This is a genomic window from Rahnella sp. AN3-3W3 (assembly GCF_003263545.1).
GTDB classification, from domain to species: Bacteria; Pseudomonadota; Gammaproteobacteria; order Enterobacterales; family Enterobacteriaceae; genus Rahnella; species Rahnella variigena.
In genome coordinates this window covers 1-4,083 of the sequence record NZ_JYDG01000107.1, presented here as the reverse complement: position 1 = coordinate 4,083, position 4,083 = coordinate 1, and the positions used below count along the sequence as shown (strand labels likewise).

The window sequence follows — 4,083 nt, the reverse complement described above, 5'->3', positions numbered from 1 at the left end:
CCTTCGCAGGGGAGGGAGCATTAATCATCACCACATCACTCCCCCGATCACCGGCGCAATCACCACGGTGACAACTCCCGCCAGCATCATTACCAGACTCGATACCACGCCTTCTTCCGCGCCCAGCTCATAGGCTCTCGCCGTACCCGCACCGTGCGACGCCGCACCAAACCCGGCGCCTTTTGCCTGTCCGCTTTTTACTGCCAGACGCAGAAACAGCATATCGCCGACCGCCATGCCGAATACGCCGGTGATCACCACAAACAACGCGACCAGATCCGGCTGACCGCCCATTTGCTTCGCCGCTGCCAGCGCGAACGGTGTGGTGATGGAACGCACCGCCAGACTGCGCTGAATCTCTTCAGGCAACGTCAGCATCCGCGCCAGCCAGACGGAGCTGCTGACCGCCACCACAATCGCGGTCAGCACGCCCGCACTCAGCGACATCCAGTGACGGCGGATCACCGCCATATTCTCGTAAACCGGCACCGCAAACGCGATGGTTGAAGGCCCGAGCAGCCATAACAACCAGTGCGTTTCGCCGATGTAATCCTGATACGAGGTGTGCGTCAACACCAGCAAGACAACCAGCACAATCGGTGTGAACACCAGCGGCATCAGCAGCAACGTGCGTTTCTGACGGTAAAGTTTCTTGTTGGCGTAATACAACCCGAGCGTGATAACAAAACACAGAATGCTGATAAGAAGATCAGTCACGGCTCGCCTTCCTTGCCGCCAGACGTTGTTCCAGATGATAAACTTTATCGACCACCACCGCCGTCGCACCGAGGGTCAGTACGGTACTGACACCAATCACCAGAAAAATTTTCCAGCCCTCGATCATCAGCAACTGGGCGTAATTCACCACCGCCACCACGGCTGGCACGAAGAACAACAACATTTCCGCCAGCAGCCAGCGGGAACCGGCTTTCACCCATTTCACCGGCAAAATGCGGAACATAATCAGCAGTAAAAGCATCAGCATGCCGACAATGTTGGCAGGTAACGGCAGATGTAATGCGGTGACCAGCCGATCGGCGATAACGAATAACACCGCGTACAGCACCACCTGAACGGGGATCTGACAGCGGGTCAGCAGGGACGGCGCTTTCGTGCGCAACGCCAGCAACATGGGGACGACCTCGAAAGAGGGAAAAGTGTGAAAATGAAGTATACGCTGGCAGGAAACCGGTAAAGAAATGAATTAAAATCATAAAAATGATTCCAGTTTGGAATACTTTGTTACTCGCCGATCTGACCGGGAAAAATAAGCCCATGGACGTCCGTACCTTACGCTATTTTGTCGAAGTGGTTCGCCAGCAGAGCTTTACCCGCGCGGCGGAAAAGCTGTTCGTCACGCAACCGACGATCAGCAAAATGCTGCGTCATCTGGAAGAAGAACTGGAATGCACGCTGATCGTTCGTGAAGGACGGCGTTTGCGGCTGACTGACAGCGGCCAGGCGCTGTATCAGCGCGGGCTGAATATCCTTGAAGAATTCCGCCAGCTGGAAGCCGAACTCGAAGATATCAACTCACTTAAATCCGGTCACCTGCGACTGGGCATTCCGCCGATGGTGGGCACACAAATCGCGCCGCTTATTAGCAGTTTCCGCCAGCAGTATCCGGGTATCGAACTGATTATTTCCGAATTTGGCGGCTTGACCGTGCAACAGGCGGTGATCTCCGGCGAGCTGGATCTGGCGCTCACCGCCCTGCCAGCCGACGCAGTGCCTTCCATCGCCTCATTGCTGCTGTTCAGTCATCCGCTGTGCGTGGTGGTGCCGCGCACGCCGCACTGGCTGAACCGCACGCGCATCGGGTTCAGTGATCTGGCTGATGAAAGTATTCTGATTTATAACGAAGATTTTGCACTGTATCGCCAGCTGATGGATGCGTTTTCCGCTCACGGTTTTACGCCCAAAATTGCCGCACGCAGCGGTCAGTGGGATTTCTTAGCCGCGATGGTGCAAACCGGCATGGGCGTGGCGATTTTGCCGGAGCCTGTCTGTCAGCGGCTGGATAAAAACGCGCTGATGTGGCTGCCGCTGGATCCGCTGATGCCGTGGCAACTGGGGCTTATCTGGCATCAGGGCAGTTATCTTTCACACAGCGCCCAGGCGTGGATCACGCTGTGCAGAGATTACTGGAAATAGCGGGAAGCAACGGGAAGTAACCGGAAATAGCAGGCAATAAAAAACCGCGTGAACGTTGCAGCGCACGCGGTTTTATTTCTGACAGAAGTTAAACTTCTTTTTCTACAAGAAGCGCTTCAAGTAAATCGAGATCATGCAGCAGTTTTTGCAGCGTCTCATTACTGATTTTCTGCGTGGCGCGCAGGTGATACAGCTCACCGCGTTCAGCGCGCAGCGCAGTCAGACGGAAGCGACGCTCGAGGTTTTCCAGCTTCAGCGCAGTTTCCATATCATCGCGGTTGGCCGTGCGTCGTCGCAGAGTCCCGATAACCCGCGAGCTGATTTCCTTCAGCGTCTGCTCGTCGATGTTTTCTTCAGTATCCGCCGCCAGACGTTCCTCCATCTTATGCAGGCTTTCTATCGCCACTTCCGCCGCGATAGATTTCGCCATGCGTTCTTCTTCGCGATACGCGGTGCCATCCGCCACCACCACGCCTTTAAGCAGGAACGGCAAGGCAATCACGCCCGCAATCAGCGAGAACAGAATGACGCCGGTCGCCAGGAACACCAGCTGATAGCGCGACGGGAACGCCGAACCATCGGCGAGGAACAGCGGAATTGACAGCACACCCGCCAGCGTAATCGCCCCGCGCACACCGGCGAAGGATGCCACCCACAGCTCACGCGTACTGTAGTTGCCAAACAGCAGCGGTTTCTTTTTCAGGAAACGGTTGCTGAAATTTTTCATCACCCACAGCCAGACGAAACGCAGGATCAGCAGCGCAAAGTAGATAATCCCGACGTCTGCAAACAGATGCCACGTCACGATAGACGGATCGTGTGTCGCCTGATCAATTGAGTTCTCAAGGATGCCCGGCAATTGCAGGCCCAGCATAATGAACACCATACCGTTGAACACAAATTCCAGCATCGCCCAGACGCTGTTGGCACGCAGACGCATCGCCAGCGGTGCGTTACGGATAATGCCCGACTGGCTGATGGTCATACCGGCGGCCACTGCGGCCAGAATGCCCGATACGCCAATGTGTTCGGCAATCAGATACGACGCAAACGGCAGCAGCAACAGGAAGACGATTTGCGTTGCCGGATCATCACCGCTCCAGCGGCTCATGATACGCAGCGATTTACTGTATAACCACGTCACCGCCACACCGGCCATCAGGCCACCGATCGCCACTTTAAGGAACTCAACGCTGGCCCCGCCGACGGTAAAGATCATCGTGCCCATCGCCACAGCGATAGCGAATTTCAGCGACACCAGACCGGACGCGTCATTCATCAGCGCTTCACCTTCCAGCACGCTCATGATCGACTTCGGAATACGGCCCTTGCCGACAATCCCGCCTAATGCCACGGCATCGGTGGGTGAAAGCACCGCAGCCAGCGCGAACGCAGCCACCAGCGGAATATCCGGCACCATCATATAAATCAGATAGCCGATACCGACGACGGTGAGTAATACCAGCACCAGCGCCAGCCCAAGAATTTCGCGACCGTGGTGGAGGAATTCACGGGTCGGGGTTTTCCAGCCATCGGCGAACAGCAATGGCGGGATGAACAGAACGAGAAACAGTTCCGGATCGAAGTCCACGTGCAGGCCAAAATTGGGCCATGCCAGCAAAGCACCGACGGCAATCTGCATTAATGGAAGAGGAACCTGAAACGGCAACATTCTGGTGACGACACCGGATAGCGACACCACCAGAATCAAAATCAGAATGGTAAAGAATATTTCCATGCTTTCCTTAGACTCTTGTTTTTATGAATTTCAGCCAGACACAGGTGAGTGAGTCCGGAGCGAACCTTGAAATAGTAGATCAAAAGGGGATGAGATTTAAATCAGTGCGTGCGGTTACCTCAGAGAGGTTCTTGCTTCTCACCTTTCTCCGGAGCCTGAATGAAGGGTTTTTCTTGCTCCTCCCCCTGCGA

The 4,083-nt window shown here is 55.3% G+C and carries 4 protein-coding genes; 1 reads left to right on the top strand and 3 read right to left on the bottom strand.

Going from position 1 to position 4,083, the window contains the following annotated elements; all coding sequences use genetic code 11:
• Positions 1-27 precede the first annotated feature (27 nt).
• Together UC15_RS23260 and UC15_RS23255 are read right to left on the bottom strand one after the other, a co-directional pair.
• Positions 28-717, bottom strand: coding sequence for an LrgB family protein (locus UC15_RS23260; RefSeq protein ID WP_112291300.1), 690 nt, complete (start codon positions 715-717; stop codon positions 28-30).
• Positions 710-1,132, bottom strand: a complete 423-nt coding sequence (locus UC15_RS23255) for a CidA/LrgA family protein (protein ID WP_112291298.1) — start codon at positions 1,130-1,132, stop codon at positions 710-712. The genes UC15_RS23260 and UC15_RS23255 overlap by 8 nt, the downstream gene beginning before the upstream one ends.
• 143 nt (positions 1,133-1,275) lie before the next feature.
• Here UC15_RS23255 and UC15_RS23250 point away from each other — a divergent pair, with 143 nt between their 5' ends.
• Positions 1,276-2,154, top strand: a complete 879-nt coding sequence (locus UC15_RS23250; protein ID WP_112291302.1) for a LysR family transcriptional regulator — start codon at positions 1,276-1,278, stop codon at positions 2,152-2,154.
• A gap of 88 nt (positions 2,155-2,242) precedes the next feature.
• Here the strand turns inward: UC15_RS23250 and UC15_RS23245 are convergent, their stop codons facing one another.
• Positions 2,243-3,892, bottom strand: a complete 1,650-nt coding sequence (locus UC15_RS23245; protein ID WP_112291297.1) for a Na+/H+ antiporter — start codon at positions 3,890-3,892, stop codon at positions 2,243-2,245.
• Positions 3,893-4,083: the final 191 nt, after the last annotated feature.